Source organism: Pseudarthrobacter sp. N5 (genome assembly GCF_050157035.1).
Lineage (GTDB): Bacteria > Actinomycetota > Actinomycetes > Actinomycetales > Micrococcaceae > Arthrobacter.
Genome location: NZ_CP189593.1, coordinates 731,623 through 746,371, shown reverse-complemented (window position 1 = coordinate 746,371; position 14,749 = coordinate 731,623). Strand labels below are relative to the sequence as shown.

The 14,749-nt window shown below is 63.0% G+C and carries 17 protein-coding genes and 1 pseudogene; 6 read left to right on the top strand and 12 right to left on the bottom strand.

Annotation, left to right across the window (positions count from 1 at the left end; translation table 11 throughout):
- Together ACQCST_RS03815 and ACQCST_RS03810 are read right to left on the bottom strand one after the other, a co-directional pair.
- Window positions 1-459 (bottom strand): MBL fold metallo-hydrolase, encoded by a 459-nt coding sequence (locus ACQCST_RS03815; RefSeq protein ID WP_426998018.1) that lies wholly within the window; start codon window positions 457-459, stop codon window positions 1-3.
- Between the two features lie 226 nt (window positions 460-685).
- Complete coding sequence (locus ACQCST_RS03810; protein ID WP_426998017.1) at window positions 686-1,141, bottom strand: methyltransferase domain-containing protein; 456 nt, start codon at window positions 1,139-1,141, stop codon at window positions 686-688.
- Between ACQCST_RS03810 and ACQCST_RS03805 the strand changes: the two genes are divergently transcribed.
- Window positions 1,140-1,805, top strand: a complete 666-nt coding sequence (locus ACQCST_RS03805; RefSeq protein ID WP_426998016.1) for an ArsR/SmtB family transcription factor — start codon at window positions 1,140-1,142, stop codon at window positions 1,803-1,805. The two genes, ACQCST_RS03810 and ACQCST_RS03805, sit on opposite strands and share 2 nt — an antisense overlap.
- A gap of 21 nt (window positions 1,806-1,826) precedes the next feature.
- Here the strand turns inward: ACQCST_RS03805 and ACQCST_RS03800 are convergent, their stop codons facing one another.
- From ACQCST_RS03800 to ACQCST_RS03790, 3 genes are all read right to left on the bottom strand, one after another.
- The gene (locus tag ACQCST_RS03800) at window positions 1,827-1,976 is read right to left on the bottom strand and encodes a zinc-binding dehydrogenase (RefSeq protein ID WP_426998015.1); all 150 of its coding nucleotides are present in this window, start codon (window positions 1,974-1,976) and stop codon (window positions 1,827-1,829) included.
- Window positions 1,939-2,322 (bottom strand): alcohol dehydrogenase catalytic domain-containing protein, encoded by a 384-nt coding sequence (locus ACQCST_RS03795; RefSeq protein ID WP_426998014.1) that lies wholly within the window; start codon window positions 2,320-2,322, stop codon window positions 1,939-1,941. The genes ACQCST_RS03800 and ACQCST_RS03795 overlap by 38 nt, the downstream gene beginning before the upstream one ends.
- Window positions 2,323-2,604: 282 nt before the next feature.
- Window positions 2,605-3,390: an IclR family transcriptional regulator gene (locus ACQCST_RS03790; protein WP_426998013.1), complete on the bottom strand. Its 786-nt coding sequence runs from the start codon at window positions 3,388-3,390 to the stop codon at window positions 2,605-2,607.
- Window positions 3,391-3,584: 194 nt separating this feature from the next.
- Between ACQCST_RS03790 and ACQCST_RS03785 the strand changes: the two genes are divergently transcribed.
- From ACQCST_RS03785 to ACQCST_RS03770, 4 genes are read left to right on the top strand one after another with little or no spacing between them, the layout of a single operon-like run.
- Window positions 3,585-4,307 carry a CoA transferase subunit A gene (locus ACQCST_RS03785; protein ID WP_426998012.1) on the top strand — a complete coding sequence of 241 codons (723 nt, stop codon included), beginning with the start codon at window positions 3,585-3,587 and terminating at the stop codon, window positions 4,305-4,307.
- 39 nt (window positions 4,308-4,346) lie between these two features.
- Entirely contained in the window at window positions 4,347-5,786 is a 1,440-nt protein-coding gene (locus tag ACQCST_RS03780) for a short-chain fatty acid transporter (protein ID WP_426998011.1), read from the top strand.
- Window positions 5,787-5,846: 60 nt separating this feature from the next.
- Complete coding sequence (locus tag ACQCST_RS03775; protein ID WP_426998010.1) at window positions 5,847-6,578, top strand: 3-oxoacid CoA-transferase subunit B; 732 nt, start codon at window positions 5,847-5,849, stop codon at window positions 6,576-6,578.
- Window positions 6,575-7,777 (top strand): acetyl-CoA acetyltransferase, encoded by a 1,203-nt coding sequence (locus ACQCST_RS03770; protein ID WP_426998009.1) that lies wholly within the window; start codon window positions 6,575-6,577, stop codon window positions 7,775-7,777. Before ACQCST_RS03775 ends, ACQCST_RS03770 begins: the two co-directional genes overlap by 4 nt.
- Window positions 7,778-7,859: 82 nt before the next feature.
- Here ACQCST_RS03770 and ACQCST_RS03765 read toward each other — a convergent pair whose 3' ends face one another.
- The 7 genes and pseudogenes from ACQCST_RS03765 to ACQCST_RS03735 form a co-directional block, all read right to left on the bottom strand.
- The gene (locus tag ACQCST_RS03765) at window positions 7,860-8,207 is read right to left on the bottom strand and encodes a DUF6510 family protein (protein WP_426998008.1); all 348 of its coding nucleotides are present in this window, start codon (window positions 8,205-8,207) and stop codon (window positions 7,860-7,862) included.
- Window positions 8,204-8,941, bottom strand: a complete 738-nt coding sequence (locus tag ACQCST_RS03760) for an FAD-binding oxidoreductase (protein ID WP_426998007.1) — start codon at window positions 8,939-8,941, stop codon at window positions 8,204-8,206. The genes ACQCST_RS03765 and ACQCST_RS03760 overlap by 4 nt, the downstream gene beginning before the upstream one ends.
- Window positions 8,942-8,951: 10 nt before the next feature.
- Window positions 8,952-9,455 carry a molybdopterin-dependent oxidoreductase gene (locus tag ACQCST_RS03755; RefSeq protein ID WP_426998006.1) on the bottom strand — a complete coding sequence of 168 codons (504 nt, stop codon included), beginning with the start codon at window positions 9,453-9,455 and terminating at the stop codon, window positions 8,952-8,954.
- Between the two features lie 744 nt (window positions 9,456-10,199).
- Entirely contained in the window at window positions 10,200-10,814 is a 615-nt protein-coding gene (locus ACQCST_RS03750) for an SOUL family heme-binding protein (protein ID WP_426998005.1), read from the bottom strand.
- Between the two features lie 88 nt (window positions 10,815-10,902).
- Entirely contained in the window at window positions 10,903-11,256 is a 354-nt protein-coding gene (locus ACQCST_RS03745; RefSeq protein WP_426999066.1) for a transposase, read from the bottom strand.
- Window positions 11,257-11,345: 89 nt separating this feature from the next.
- A pseudogene (locus ACQCST_RS03740) lies at window positions 11,346-12,524 on the bottom strand (IS3 family transposase).
- A gap of 66 nt (window positions 12,525-12,590) precedes the next feature.
- Window positions 12,591-13,280: an IS630 family transposase gene (locus tag ACQCST_RS03735; protein WP_426998004.1), complete on the bottom strand. Its 690-nt coding sequence runs from the start codon at window positions 13,278-13,280 to the stop codon at window positions 12,591-12,593.
- 868 nt (window positions 13,281-14,148) lie between these two features.
- On the opposite strand from ACQCST_RS03735, the gene ACQCST_RS03730 reads away from it, so the two are divergent.
- Window positions 14,149-14,745 (top strand): recombinase family protein, encoded by a 597-nt coding sequence (locus ACQCST_RS03730; RefSeq protein ID WP_426998003.1) that lies wholly within the window; start codon window positions 14,149-14,151, stop codon window positions 14,743-14,745.
- Window positions 14,746-14,749: the final 4 nt, after the last annotated feature.

Here is a 14,749-nt window from a genome sequence, read left to right as displayed (position 1 = left end):
TCATGCGTGTGCTCCGGTCCGGCCAGGTCCGGGCGTCCCGTCGATCCGTAGAGCAGCGAGCCGCCGGTGAATACGGTGACCTGCTCGCCGTAGGACTCCAGGACGTATGACAGGTGTGTAGGTGTGGCCGGGCGTGGCCATCGCCGTGATCGTTATCGACGGGCTGACCGTGATCCGCTGCCCGTCTTTAACGGGGGTGCGCGCAAAGGAGACGTCATCCTCCTCGTTGACGAGGTATTGCGCGCCAGTGGCCTGCGCCAGCGCCAAGCCGCCAGTGACGTAGTCGTTGTGGATGTGGGTTTCGAAAATGTGGGTGATCTCCACGCCCGCTTCCCGCGCCCTGTCCAGGACCCGGTCAATGTCACGCTGCGGATCCACCACGAAGGCTGTGGCGCCGTCGTGCACCAGGTAGCTGCGGTCCCCGAGGGAGGGGGTCTCGATGGTAATGATCTCCGGCATCGTTACTCCTTATCAGGGACACGTGTTGCCGTGCCCGTAGGTTCTTCGTCAGCCTTTGTGTGCCAGGATCGAGAGGCTCATGACGCCCATACTTCGTGGTCGCGGCCCGGGCTCTGTCGGAGAGGAACTCGTACGGATTCCGCCGGAGCGTTTCAACGGCGAACGAGCTGGCGGCAATCAGTTCCTGGTAGGTGTCTTCTTGCGCTGCACCGCCGATGCATGCGGCTCAGAGGTTGATGCAGTCGAAGGTGGCATCTTCGAAGGGGAGGTCTTCAATGTGGCCTTGGATGAAGGTGACCTGGGGAAAGCCCGCCATCGTTCTCAGGCCTTCGGCCTTTTCGAGCTGTTCCTCCGTCATGTCAAGGCCCACCACCTGCCCGCCCCCGCCCACTTCGATGGCTGCGGTGAAGACGTCCATCCCCGAACCGGAGCCCAGGTCCAGAACCTTTTCTCCGGGTTTGAGGCCCGCCAGATCGAAGAAGTATCCCACGCCGGCGAACGACTCGACGGCGCCTGCGGGTATCGCGTCGAGCAACGGCGGCGGATAGCCCAACTGCTCGGCCAGAACGCGGCCCATCCTGAAGTGATAATTGCCGGCGGGGTTTTGCGCCACCGCCCGGTAGACCTGTTTGACCTTGGCTTCAAGTTCAACGCGGTCAGCCGCCGCCGTTTCCGTGTCCATGGCGTTGCCTGCGTTTGCTTCGGTGGCAAAGGTGATGGGAAGCGGCCGGCGGGCCGAGATCGTGGACGTCCTGGCCCAGGGTGAACGTGGCGTTGACGAGATCGCCATGGAGATCGGGCAGAGCACCGCAAACACGTCTCAACACCTCCAGCAGCTCCTGCGTTCGGGCCTGGTGATCACCCGGCGTCAGGGAACCCGTATCTACTACAGGCTGAGCGGCCCCGCGGTGGTTCAGCTTTGGGCGGCGGTCCGCCGGGTTGCCTCCGAACACGTCGCAGAGATCGACGAACTCGCCGCCGTCTACCTTGGAGACAGGCAGGCCCTGGAGACCCTGACCCGCACGGAACTGAGCGAGAGGATGGCCGCCGGCGACGTGGTGGTACTCGACGTGCGGCCGGAGCCGGAGTTCCGGTCCGGCCACATCACGGGCGCGGTCTCGATCCCCGTGAAGGAGCTGGCGGGGAGATTGGAGGAGCTGCCTGCGGGCCGCCTGGTGGTCGCCTACTGCCGTGGGCAGTACTGCGTGTTCGCGGACGAAGCGGTCCGGACGCTTCATCAGAACGGCCTGGCTGCCGCCCGGCTGGAGGATGGATATCCCGAGTGGTCAGTGACCGGCCTTCCTGTCGAAGGCGGTGCGCCGCCCACGGCCTCCGAGTATTTATAGCCGGACGAGGGTTTAGTTTATCTAGGGAATCAGCACAATCTTGCCGCGGACATGCCCTCCCTGGCTGATCTCGAGGGCCCGGGCCGCCTCGGTCAGCGGCAACCTCTCGTAGATGCCGAAAGTCAGCTTCCCGTCAGCCGCCGTCCTGGCAACATCCGCCACCCGCGGCATGGATCAGGACGGTGTCCCCTTCGCCTACACCGAGCTGCTTCAGCACAGAATAAGCCGTGCCGCCTGCCGCCGGGATGGATGCGGCCTGCTCGAAATCGAGTCCAGCCGGGATTGCCGTCAGCTGGGCTGCAGAAACGTTGGCTGCCGCGCGGTAACCGCCGGTGAAGCCGTTCCAGATCACGTCGTCGCCCACGGCGAAGAGGCTGACGCCCGGCCCAACAGCCTCAACCACTCCGGCGGCGTCATTGCCAAGCACAACCGGAAGATCGAGGGGAACCCATTGCCTCAGATATCCCGCCGCAAGCTGCCAGCCGACCGGATTAAGTGAAATAGCCCGGTAGCTCACCTGAACCTCGCCCTACCCGGGGGTTACCAAGTACTCCTCCCCCGCTTTGAGCCCCTGTGGGCCACGGTATTCCTCAAAGTAGATTTTGGTGCCCATCGCCTTGCGCTCCCTGGACGTGCTGGGGATTGCGACTTACCGTGGATGGCTGCCCGGAGCCGTTTGCTCACTGGGATTTCCCCGGCCGATCCGCAACCCCGGTACTGCCAGCATCCGCCCCTACCTGCGCGTAGGCAAGGGATTTTCGGGCAGGACGAAGAGTTACGCAGAGGCCGCCCGAACCGGCTAGGCACGCCCCTGCGGCCGCTGCAGGAGACTGGAAATCCGGTGGGCTTCCTCCATCAGAAGACGGCCCAGCACCTCCTGCCGTTCGCCGCGGAACCGCGGTTCGATGCCCGTCAGGGAAAGTGCCCAGGCGGGCCGGCCGCGCTGGTCGAACACGGCCGCACCCATGCCCCAGCTACCCTCCAGCACCAGCCCTGGATTGACCGAGTATCCTGACTGCCGGGTCTCCTCAAGGTTCTGCCTGACCACCGCCGCAGAGTGGGAAGCAGCGAATGTTCCCGCATGGGCGGCCCAGTCCGCCAGCAGCTCTGCCTGCTCGTTGTCCGGCAGGAAGGCCATGATGGCGGTACCTGCCGAAGCCACCCCCAGCGGAAACCGGACGCCTTCGTGGAGCACAAAAGATCGGACCGGGAAGCTGCCTTCCTCGCGCAGCAAACACACCGCTTCGCCGCCGCGGCGGACTGAGAAGAATGCGCTCTCCCCGGTTTCTTCGGCCAGCCGCCGCAGGCTTGGCCGGGCAATGTCCTCCAGCGGAAACCGGGCCGCGGCCACCGATCCCATGAGCAAGATTTCCGGGCCCAGCACCCATTTGCCGGTGTGGGCATCGTGGTCAAGCAGCCCTTCGGCGGCGAGGGACGTCAGAAGTCGGTGCACGGTGGGCCGCGTCAGCCGGGAATCCCGGACCAGTTCCACCAGGCTGCTTCCTTCCGGTTTCCGGCCCACCATCCGGAGCAGCCCCGCGATCCTGCTGACAACCTGCGCCCCCTGCACTGGTGCTTGATTCATCCAAACTCTCCTAAATTGTCCATATTGTGGACTACTGACAGCCTACCGTCCACACTGTAGAAATGCCTACAATTCAACATAAATCGAGCATTGACAGCAGCGGGAGATCGCCAGTACGCTCAATTTCCAGACGCTAAGTCCACAAAGTGGAATGCATGCCGATGGAATGACCGGCAGCTCAAAGAGGAGATCCGATGTCAAAGGTAAAAGACAGCGCCGCAGCTGCGTTGCAGGACGTGCTGCATGACGGCATGACCCTGGCTGTCGGCGGCTTCGGCCTGAGCGGGATCCCGGCGGACCTGATCGAGGCCGTGCGGGCCTCCGGCGTCAAGGACCTCACGGTGGTCTCCAACAACATGGGGGTGGACGGCAAGGGCCTGGGCGTGCTGATCGAGGCCGGCCAGGTCCGGAAGGTCATCGCCTCCTACGTGGGCGAGAACAAGCTCTTCGCCGAGCAATACCTCGCCGGCCTGCTCGAAGTGGAGTTCACACCGCAGGGCACCTTGGCCGAGCGCCTCCGCGCCGGCGGTTCGGGGATCCCCGCCTTTTACACCAAAACCGGGGTGGGCACGTTGGTTGCCGAAGGCAAGCCGCTCGCGGAATTCGACGGCGAAACCTACGTCCAGGAGCGCGCCATCCGCGCCGACGTCGCTCTGGTCCACGCGCACACCGCCGATACGGACGGGAACCTGATGTACCGCTACACGGCCCGGAACTTCAACCCGGTGGTGGCCACTGCGGGAGGCGTGACCATCGCGGAGGCCGAAGTCATCGTGGAACCGGGGGCCCTGGACCCGAACAACATCATCACACCGGGCGTCTACGTCCAGCGCCTGATCCAGGCCAGCAGCAGGGTCAAGGACATCGAGCAGCGCACTGTGCGGCCGCGCGCCGAAACGATCGCTGTCCCGGCCTGAGCAGCGCCGTACACACACTCGATGGAGAGGAAGTTATTCATGACTGCAACGCAATTCGAGCAGCAGGATGTCAAGCAGCAGGGCCTGGCCCGAATGGCGCAGTGGCTGGCCCGGTGGACCCAGAAATGGTTTCCGGACGCCTTCATTTTTGCGCTGGCCGGCGTCATCCTGGTTTCCATGGCGGCGCTGGCAATCGGGGCATCCCCCAAGGCCGTTGTCGATTCCTTTGGCAACGGATTCTGGGACCTGACAGCCTTTACATTGCAGATGTCCATGGTGGTGTTGACCGGGTACGTTGCTGCAACCTCTCCACCGGTTGCGCGGCTGATTGACCGGCTGGCGGACATTCCCGGGACTGCGCGGTCTGCCGTCAGCTTTGTGGCAGTGCTGGCCATGTCTGTATCGTTCCTCAATTGGGGCCTGAGCCTGATTTTCGGTGGTCTCCTGGCGCGTGCCATTGCTCGGCGCAAGGATCTCACCGTCGATTACAGGGCCCTCGGTGCGGCCGCCTTTATGGGACTTGGCGCGGTCTGGGCCCTAGGGCTGTCCTCCTCGGCCGCCCAGCTCCAGGCGACGAAGGCTTCCATTCCGCCGGCGTTGCTGAAAATCACTGGTGTCCTGGACTTCGGTACCACCATCTTTACCTGGCAGTCCCTGCTGACGCTGGCCATCCTGATGCTGCTCACCACCGTGATCGCCCATTTCTCCGCCCCCAGGGGCAGTGCCATCCGGACGGCCGCGGATCTGGGTATTGACCTGGACGACCGGCCCGAAGCCTCGGCGCCGCGATCGCGGCCGGGAGAATGGCTGGAATACAGCCGGATCCTGCCCCTACTCGCGGGAGTGCTCACCCTGGGCTGGCTGGTCTCGCAGCTTCTGACCTTGCCGATTCTGAGTGTGGTCAGTTCGCTGAACGGCTATCTGCTGGTCTTCCTGGTTCTGGGGATGGTGCTGCATGGCACTCCCCGCAAATTCCTGCAGTCCGTGACCAAAGCTGTGCCAGCCACGGCGGGCATCCTGGTGCAGTTCCCGCTGTACGCGGGGATGGCGGCCATCTTGACCAAGGCCACCGGGGCAGGGGGCCTCTCGGTCTCCGAGCATCTGGCTCATTTCTTCACCAGCATCGGCGGCAACGGGGGCTTCGCCGTCATCATCGCCATCTACACCGCCATTCTCGGCATGTTTGTGCCTTCCGGCGGCGGCAAGTGGCTGGTGGAGGCGCCCTACGTGATGCAGTCTGCTACGGATGTGAACATGAACCTTGGCTGGACGGTACAGATCTACAACATCGCGGAGGCACTGCCCAACCTCGTCAATCCGTTCTTTATGCTGCCGCTGCTGGCGGTGCTGAAGTTGCGTGCCCGGGATCTGGTGGGCTTCACGTTTCTTCAATTTCTGTTCCACCTCCCTGTTGTATTGCTGCTGGTCTGGCTGCTGGGGATGACCTTCGAGTTCGTGCCGCCGGTGATTCCGAAATAGCCGGAGCGCACCCGCATTCCCGATCCACCCCATCTGCACCCGAAACCTGAGGAGAGTCCCGTGGCTTGGACCCGGAACGAAATGGCCGCCATCGCGGCCGAGGAACTGAACGACGGCGACTACGTGAACCTGGGCATCGGCATCCCCACGCTCGTGGCCAACAACCTCCCCCGCGGCGTCCGTGTGGTCCTTCAGAGCGAAAACGGGCTGCTGGGCATGGGCCCGTTCCCCTTCGAGGGAGAGGAAGACGCCGACCTCATCAATGCCGGAAAGCAGACCGTCACGGTCCTGCCCGGCGGGAGCATCTTTGACTCCGCCACTTCCTTCGGCATGATCCGCGGCGGCCACGTCAAGGTGGCCATTCTGGGTGCCATGCAGGTGTCCGGCAGCGGTGACCTCGCCAACTGGACCATCCCGGGCAAGATGGTCAAGGGCATGGGCGGGGCCATGGACCTCGTGGCCGGCACACCCCGCGTGGTGGTCCTGACAGAGCACAATGCCAAGGACGGCACGGCCAAGATCGTCAGGGAATGCACCCTCCCGCTCACCGGATTAAGCGTGGTGGACCGGATCATCAGCGACCTCGCTGTGTTTGACCTGGCCAAGAACGACTCAGGCAAGAACAACTCGGCCAAGAACGACGACGGCGGGCGGCAGCTCACGCTGGTACGCCTCGCGCCGGGGGTCACCGTGGAGGAGATCCGCGAAAAGACCGAAGCTGCATTCACCGTCGCTTTGCAAGCACCCCCTGCCCTTGAAGAAACCCCCACCCTCGAAGGAATCACGGCATGAGCCTGCGCGAACAGTTCGGAAAAGACGTCCTCCTCACCGGATGGGGCCACAGCCGCTTCGGCAAACTGACCGACGAAACGCTGGAGTCGCTGATTGTCCAGGTTGCCACCGAGGCCATCGGCAACGCCGGAATCGAAGCGGGACAGATCGATGAAATTTACCTCGGCCAGTTCAACTCCGGCATGATGCCGCTGGCGTTCCCGTCCTCCTTGGCCCTGCAGGTCTCGGACCAGCTGGCCAACGTTCCCGCCACCCGCGTGGAGAACGCCTGTGCCTCGGGCTCGGCCGCGTTCCAGCAGGGCACCAAGTCTCTGCTGGCCGGAACCGCGAAAACCGTGCTGGTCATCGGTGCCGAGAAGATGACGCAGGCCAGTGCGGATGTGGTGGGCTCGGCCCTCCTGGGCGCGGACTACGACATGGCCGGCAAGGCCTCCACCACCGGTTTCACCGGGCTGTTCGCGGAGGTGGCCAAGCACTACGAGAAGCGTTACGGGGCTGCCCAGGGAAATCTGGGAGACGTGCTGGGCACCATCGCGGCGAAGAACCACCGCAACGGCGTGGACAACCCCTACGCCCAGCTCCGCAAGGACCTCGGCGAGGAGTTCTGCCGCACTGTCTCCGACAAGAACCCGATGGTCGCGGATCCGCTACGCCGCACCGACTGCTCCCCCGTGTCCGACGGGGCCGCCGCCGTCGTGCTTAGCACCTCACCCACCGGCGGCGTCACCTCCCCTGTACGCCTTGCCGGCTTCGGCCATGCGAACGACTTCTTCCCGGCGGAACGCCGGGACCCGACGGCGTTCGCCGCCACGCGGGTGTCCTGGCAGCGCGCGCTGGCGATGGCCGGCGTCGGGCTGGAGGACCTGGACTTCGCGGAAGTCCACGATTGCTTCACCATCGCCGAGCTGCTGATGTATGAAGCCATGGGACTGACGGAACCCGGGCACGGCGCCCGGGCCATCGAGGAAGGCTGGGTATTCAAGGACGGCAAACTGCCCGTCAACGTCTCCGGCGGCCTCAAGGCCAAGGGCCACCCCGTCGGCGCCACCGGAGTTTCCCAGCACGTCATTGCCGCCATGCAGCTCACCGGAACCGCCGGTAACATGCAGCTGAGCAGCCCCCGCCGCGCCGCCGTGCAGAACATGGGTGGCGTGGGCATCGCCAACTACGTCAGCGTTCTCGAGGCCGTGTCGTACTAGAGTGCGCTTATTTTGTCGCTTGTCGGAGTCTATATTCGGGTCTTCTTGAAGGGGCGTTAGCGTGGACCCTGCGCCCGAGGCGTTAGCCCTCGCGGTCGATCTGCAGGTAGCTGAGTCCGCTTACGTCGAGCCAGAACCGGGTGGGAGTCTCTACCAGGCGCAGCAGAACGCCCTCGCAGGAGCTGCAGCGCACAACGATTCCCGGGGCGTCAGCATAGACCGTTGCCTCCCCGAAGACCCGGACAGCGCCGCAGTGCCTGCACCGTCCGATCGCTGCGATGATATCGATGCGGAACAGTTCCCACAGCGGTCCTGCCACCGCGTTTCCGTCGAGATGAGGGATTGGATTGCCCGCGATTCCGGCGATGTCCTGGCCCTCGAGGCTCGGGTCCTCAGCTCCCGCGGAAGCGGAGCCGTTGTTGATAGTCACCGGGTTCCTCCCGTTCCGCCGAAGCGTTCGGTTTTGATCGAGGCGGCAGGATAGCCCGCCTGAACCAGCCATCCTGCGACCGTTTCGACAAATACCGTCTGACCGCAGATGAAGGTGTCGGGCGTAGGGTCCGCCGGCAGGATACTCGCCAGGAGGGCGTCCGCCGTGAGCCGCTTCGGAGCGGTCTGCCAGTCCGATGGCGCTTTGCGTGTGTAGACGTAGTCGACGGTGAGCTTTGGGGATTCCCTGCTCAAGGTGAGCAGCTCCTCGCGGTAGAACCCCGCCTCGGGTGACTTGAGTGAGTACAGCAGCCGAAACTGTGCCGTGTTTTCCGATGCCTCATGCGCACGGATCATGGACATCAGCGGCACGATGCCGGATCCGCCGGCGATCAGTTGCACCGGGTTCGTGTCCGTCGGCCGCCAGACGAACCAGCCGCCCACAGGGCCACGGATCTCCAGCTGGTCGCCGACGGCAAGATCCCTGACCAGATACGGGGAGACCTCACCGTTGGCCAATTCATCAACGGTGATCCCTATGATTTCGTCCATGCCGGCTGTGGCCACGGAGTATGAGCGCACGGCCGAATAGCCGTCGTCTGCCGTGAGACGGATATCGACGTGCTGTCCGGCGAGGTTGCCCATCAAACCCTCAACCCGGAGGCTGATCGTTCTGGAAGTTTCAGATTCGGGGACGCCGCTGACGACATCGGCGATACGCCACAGCGGGATCATCGGTCCTGCCTCATGAGTACCGCTCTTCACGCCACGGGTCGCCGTGGATGTGGTAGCCGTTGGATTCCCAGAAGCCCGGGATATCGCCCTGCGTCAGCTCAAGGCCGTTGATCCACTTGGCGCTCTTCCAAAAGTACAGGTGCGGCACGAGTAGCCGGGCGGGTCCGCCGTGGGCGCGCTCCAGTGGCTCACCGTCGAATTCCCAGGCCAGCCACGCCCGGCCGTCCAGGAGGTCCGGCAGCGGGATGTTGGTCGTATAGCCGCCATAGGAGTGGGCCGTCGCGAACTCACAGCTCGATTCCACATCCTCGAACAAGGTGTCCAAGGATACTCCCCGCCACGAGGTGCCCAGCCTGGACCAGCTGGTCACGCAATGGATGTCGGTCCGGATCTCGACCTGCGGCAGGTCTATGAACGCATCCCACGACCAGGCATGACGTTGACCGGCTTCAGTGGTGATGAAGAATTCCCAGTCCTCCGCGGGGATGTGGGGTGCAGGCCCGGCGGTCAGCACCGGAAAGCTTCCCGTCTCGTATTGGCCCGGTGGTAACGCTGGATTGCCGGTCCGCCGTTTTCCATGAAAACCGGACGAGATGATTCCCATCATGTACCTCCGCTGCGGAGCTCCCGGTCGAGTGTGATCGGTTCCCCAACGATAGGGCAACTGCCGTGCTCGGTCTAGGGCTTTCAGCCACGATCGGCACGGACAGCGTTCGCGCGACATTCTAGCTTTGCTGCGGCGTCTGGCCCGGGCCTTAATGAGCGCGGTGCCCTTCCCTTGGTCCTCTCCCGGCTTCCGGCCGGGTTCGGGGCCATCGTGGTGGACAGCATGGCAGATGCGCCGCTATCTGTGTTGTCCGATGGACCCGAACCTGGACCGATCCGAACAGCCGGTTTCGCGCCGTGACTTCTTGCCTGTGGATTTGATCGCTATATGGCGGCATTTTGTGATCGTTCGTTGTCGCACCACCGCCCGTAAGCCGATCGGGTACGTTGGTCAACCTGCATTCGGGTTTCGCGGTTGCAACTCGCCGCGCGGGCTGGACTCAGGGCTGCAGTATCAGAAAGTGCGCAACGACAGTCAGGATCAGGGCTACTGGCACGACGAAGACGACGCTTCGGGCCAACCCGTGTGTCTAATCCTTTGCTCTATGGACGAAGAACGGTGCCGGCGCTAATCAGTGAAATTCGAACAGGCAACAAATGCGGAGGACACATCGCCGGAAAGCTGACCGCACATCCCCAGCTAGGCATGCACCTAGGCCGGTGTAGTGCCAGGCCGTTCCAGAGCGTTTGAGAGTTCGTGCACGTCCTGGATGACCTCGTTATGCCGCATGAACCACGGCTTGAACGGCGGATCAAAGCGGGCAAATCGTGGCCGGTCCACGGCCATCAGCCCGGCGAGCGTGAGGGCCGCCTGGAGTCCCGTGTTTCGGCGCGAAAAGGCCGCTCCGGTGCCGCTGCCCGAAAAGCGAACAGCTGCGGCAAGCGAACCCGGAACGGCACGGATCCCGACGTCGGGGTTCGTCGAAACCGGAGCTGTCTCGGCCGTCATGCCAGCGGGGAGCACAAACGCGACCACAAAGTCAGCGGGCTCATCACTACCCGGCAGCGGACCGGTCTGGACCACAGGCGCGGTCATCGCCAGTTTCTGCGACGGTCTGCTCTCTTGGATGACAGGGGCAGTCATCGCCAGTTTCTGCCGGGCCGTGTTGCTGCCGCTGATGTAATTGAATAGGTGCCGGAAGGCAGCGTTGCCGGCGCGGTCAAACGTCGCGTTGACGTGCACCTCCGCCACCACGTGCGCGGGATAGCGCCGCAGCTCAAAGTGCGGATAGCGGTGGACCAGCTCGTAGGGTTGCTGTTCGGTCATGGTCCTCCAGACCCTACGCCGGTCCGGCGCGGGTGGCCAGACACCGGACACCTCTTAGGCTTCGAAAACCTCAAGACATGTGACCAACCTAGTGTTCCGTGTTAATGGTTTGTTTGCGTTTCATCTTGCCCAGGAGATAGTCCGCTGATTTGGTCCAGGTGAATGGTTTGGCGTCCTGGTTGTAGTTCTCGATGTAGCGTTCCATGGTTTGTTCCAGCTCTTTCACCGAGCTGAACGCACCGCGTTTGAGGCACTGGCGGGTGATGATCCCGAAGAAGATCTCCACCATGTTCAGCCAGGAACAGCTGGTTGGGGTGAAGTGCAGGCGCACGCGCGGGTTTTTGGCCAGCCAGTCCTTCACGTTCTGATGCTTATGCGTCGCGTAATTGTCGCAGATGACATGCAGTTCAACCCCGGGGTGGGCGTCGGCGACCCGGCCCAGGAAATCGACGAACTCGATGTTGGTGTGCTTTGGGTAGAAGGCGTTTGAGCTGCCGCGAGGATTTCGGACAGCGGAATTAGTGAATTCTTCTACGCTGCCAGGGCTGGCTGTTGATAACCATAGTGGACTTCGTTAGGCCGTCGGTAACCGAGCGCTGAGTGTCGGCGCCGACTATTGTAAAATCCCTCGATGTAGCGGATAACGTCACTGCGTGCTTGTGATTTCGTGGCGTAAACGGTCCGGTAAACACGCTCGTTCTTGAGCATCGAGAAGAAAGATTCCGCCATACTGTTATCCCAACACACGCCCGTGCGGCCCATCGATGAGCGCATCCCCAGACTGGTCACCAAGGCCCGAAACCCGGCCGAGGTATACACGCTGCCGCGGTCCGAGTGCCAGATCGCGTCAGGCTCGATCAGGGTCGTTGCGGCGGCGTTGTTGAGGGCGTCCGCCACGAGTTCAGTGCGCATGTGATCGGCGATCGACCAGCCGACGACCTTCTTCGAGTAGCAGTCAATGACGGTGGCCAGGTAAATGAACCCCTGCCAGGTGTGGATGTAAGTGATGTCGCCGACGAACTTCACCCCGGGACGTGTGGCGGTGAAGTCACGCTTGACGAGGTCAGGCATGTTGGCCGCGGCCAACGCGTCGGCCTCGGTGGTCGCCCGGAATGGCCGCGGCTGGCAGGCCAGGAGGCCCTCCTGGCGCATGACCTGCCGCACAAGCTCGGGCGAACATTCAATCTGTTCCGCCGCGAGGTCGGCATGGATTCGGCGATACCCGTACGTTCGACTCCTCAAAATAGTGCTGGATCCGCGCTATCAGTGCCTTGCGCCGGGTGGCAGTCGCCGATTGCGGGCGCGTCAGCCAGTGGTAGAAACCGGACGTTGAGACTCCCAACCAGCGGCACATTTTCACGACCGAATTCAGGTTGGCGGGCTCAGTCTTTTGGGAGTCGATGTATTCGTACTTGCTCACTACCGCTGCTCCCGCGCGAAGTAAGCGGCTGCTTTTTTCAGGAACAGAGTCTCCGCGCGCAGCTCCTGATTTTCCCTCTCGAGCTCCTTCAGGCGGGCCCGCTCCGAGACCGTCAGGTCCGTCTCAGTGCCGCCGTTGGCCTCGCGGTATTTGTTCAGCCAATTGCGCAGAGTCTCGGGGCCGACACCGTATGTGGTGGCAACGTCCTTGATGGGCTTGGACGTGTTGATCACCTCACGGCACAACTCGTCTTTGAACTCCTGGGTGAAACGCCGGCGTGCTGCAGTCATGCTGATCTCTACTTTCAGTAGACCCCCATTTTAAGAGGGCCCACTGTCCGAGAACTCCGCGGCAGCTCAGTTCGCGCTGAGTTTGCCGGTGAGGACCTCCAGGGCGGCGAACAAGGTGGTGGTGCCGTTGCGTTTGTAGTCGTGGGTCTGCTGCAGCGGGTGCGTCGAGGACAACGGCTGATCCGGGCCGGTGCGGGACAGCGCCTGGATTTGGGTTTTCTCATCGATGCTCACGACCACCGCGTTTTCCGGCGGGGACATGTACAGGCCCACCACGTCCCGGAGCTTGAACTCCAGGGCGGGATCAGTGGAGAACTTGAACGTCTCGATCCGGTGAGGCTGGATTTTCCAACGGCGCCAGATGCGGGCCACCGACGAAAAGGAGACTCCGTGGCGTTCGGCCATGATGCGGGCGGACCAGTGCGAGATCCCAAGCCCGGCCGGCGGCTTCCCATCGTTGGTCAGGGTGTCCGCGATCAGGGCAAGCTCGTCGATCTCCCGCTCCCGTCCCGGGCGCTGGACATCGGACAGGGCCTCGATCCCGCCCTCGGCATAGCGGTTGCGCCACTTCAAAACCGTGGGTGCCGAAAACCCGGTGATCTTCTCGATCTGGATATTCGGCATCCCGTCGGCAGCCAACAAAACCGTGCGCGCCCGCAACGCCAATGTCGCGGAGGAAGAATTCCCACGAGTCAACGCCTCCAAGAACCCCCGGTCCCCGTCACGCAATTCCAAAGCCCTTGCCAGATAAACCATGGATCAAGTCTGACAAAAAACCATACCCAAAGGAATCAACGACACGCTACACTAGTCACCTATCTTGGAGGTGTGGACGCATTCTTCATCGCAGCGGTATTTGGCGAGATTCTTGTGGCACGGGGCTGGTAGAGCAATGTTTGGGGTGCCTTCCGACGACTTATGCTCCGAAGGGCTTGGACAAGGGCAAGAACCGGCTCCCTGCGGTCCCGCTGCCGGCTGGCCGCGAAAAAGCTGATGGGCGGCACGCCGACAAGTTGCACCGCCGCCAACCCTGGCCCCAAGTGATTGGCGAACGGTGCGGGAATTTTCGCCAGACCCTCGCCGTGAGCCACGCTGGCCAGCACAGCCGACGAGTTATTAGCCCGGATGTCGACCAACCTGGCGTCCCGCGCGGGGCCGTATATCGCCCAGGTACCACTGTCCCATCCACTCGATGGGCAGTGAGGAGTCGTAAACCATGGGGTGCCTCCGCGAAGTCTTCCACGCCGCACAGGATGAGGTCCGGCCCAGTCATGACGGGTCGGAACGATGCCGGACCGGTCCACGGCCACCACTTGTGATCCCGTCGATGTCAGGAACTTCCGGGGCGTCTTCGGTTTGAACAATAGCAACGCGTTTGCAAACGCGACGCGTCGGCGGAATAGCTCAAATGCCCGGTGAAGGTGCGACAAACGGACGCCGACGCATCACTTAGTTCAACAACCCAGTGTCTTGAAAAACAAAAGCTTTCCGAGACACTGACGTCGTGTCTTGGAGGGTCTAAGGGATCGGCGTCGTGCCGGGCGGCCCGCGTCTTGGAAAGATGTCTCACCGTGGATCGTCTCCGATGGGTGCTGGCCGGGGGTTTCTGAGGCACAATGACCGGGTGAGACAACTTGGGTATACGCGTGTGAGTACGTCGGGCCAGGACGCGAAGCTGCAGCTCGACGCGCTTGTCGATGCCGGGGTGCAGAAGCGTGATGTTTTCGCTGACGTCACGTCCGGAAGCAAGGCAGCCATTGAGCGTCCGGGGATGAAGAAACTCCTCGCGTATGTGGAGCCGGGTGACACGGTCGTCGTGTGGCGGGTGGACCGGCTCGGTCGGTCCTTGATCGATGTGTTGAACACGGTGAACCTTCTGCGGGAACGCGGTGTATACCTGAGATCCATTTCGGACGGTATTGATCCCACCACAACGTCGGGGCGCCTGATGCTGAACATGCTTGCGACTTTGGCCGAGTACGAGCGGGAGCTGATCGTCGAACGCGTGAACGCGGGCATTGCCGCGGCGCGGCAGGGCGGAACCCGGTTTGGGCGCCCAATCTCCGATCCGGTCGTGATAGCCGACAAGCTTCGGATCGTGACCGACGCGCGGGCCAAGGGCCGCACCGCCGAAGAAGCAGCCCGGCTCGTCGGGTGGAGCCGGGCAACGCTTTACCGTCACCAACAGGCCCTCGCCACCCGCGAGAGCATCAAGATGTAGCTGC

Bases quoted from the DNA above. Each gene is read 5' to 3' on its own strand.
- ACQCST_RS03815 (WP_426998018.1), bottom strand. From the start codon at position 459: ATGCCGGAGATCATTACCATCGAGACCCCCTCCCTCGGGGACCGCAGC.
- ACQCST_RS03805 (WP_426998016.1), top strand. From the start codon at position 1,140: ATGGCGTTGCCTGCGTTTGCTTCGGTGGCAAAGGTGATGGGAAGCGGC.
- ACQCST_RS03810 (WP_426998017.1), bottom strand. From the start codon at position 1,141: ATGGACACGGAAACGGCGGCGGCTGACCGCGTTGAACTTGAAGCCAAG.
- ACQCST_RS03800 (WP_426998015.1), bottom strand. From the start codon at position 1,976: ATGCCGCGGGTGGCGGATGTTGCCAGGACGGCGGCTGACGGGAAGCTG.
- ACQCST_RS03790 (WP_426998013.1), bottom strand. From the start codon at position 3,390: ATGAATCAAGCACCAGTGCAGGGGGCGCAGGTTGTCAGCAGGATCGCG.
- ACQCST_RS03785 (WP_426998012.1), top strand. From the start codon at position 3,585: ATGTCAAAGGTAAAAGACAGCGCCGCAGCTGCGTTGCAGGACGTGCTG.
- ACQCST_RS03780 (WP_426998011.1), top strand. From the start codon at position 4,347: ATGACTGCAACGCAATTCGAGCAGCAGGATGTCAAGCAGCAGGGCCTG.
- ACQCST_RS03770 (WP_426998009.1), top strand. From the start codon at position 6,575: ATGAGCCTGCGCGAACAGTTCGGAAAAGACGTCCTCCTCACCGGATGG.
- ACQCST_RS03760 (WP_426998007.1), bottom strand. From the start codon at position 8,941: ATGATCCCGCTGTGGCGTATCGCCGATGTCGTCAGCGGCGTCCCCGAA.
- ACQCST_RS03750 (WP_426998005.1), bottom strand. From the start codon at position 10,814: ATGACCGAACAGCAACCCTACGAGCTGGTCCACCGCTATCCGCACTTT.
- ACQCST_RS03735 (WP_426998004.1), bottom strand. From the start codon at position 13,280: ATGGTTTATCTGGCAAGGGCTTTGGAATTGCGTGACGGGGACCGGGGG.